A 285-nucleotide genomic window follows, 5' to 3' on the forward strand; every position below is an offset into this window, starting at 1 on the left:
CCCCCCCCGCCAACCCAAACCCTTGCGCCACCCCCCCGAGACTCCCTCAACCCTCCCCCCCCCCCCCCCGACCACCCCAAGGACACCCCCCCCGCCCATCCCCCCCCCCCCATACCCGCCCCCCTCCCTCCACCGACCATCCATATTTTAGACCCTTCTTGCTCTTTCAACCTTTTCGTAAACTCCACTACCTCTTCATTTACAAAATCCACGTGTTCATTTGAACCTTTTTCTGAGTTAGAAAAAACATAACATTTTTTATCTACATACGGGAATGTTTCCATA

At 54.7% G+C, this 285-nt stretch carries 1 pseudogene; it reads right to left on the bottom strand.

From position 1 onward, the window contains the following. Positions 1-125: 125 nt before the first annotated feature. Positions 126-285, bottom strand: a pseudogene (locus JDS96_RS31025) (dihydrofolate reductase family protein); the annotation flags it as partial.

The organism is Bacillus cereus group sp. N21, assembly GCF_016483395.1.
GTDB classification, from domain to species: Bacteria; Bacillota; Bacilli; order Bacillales; family Bacillaceae_G; genus Bacillus_A; species Bacillus_A pseudomycoides.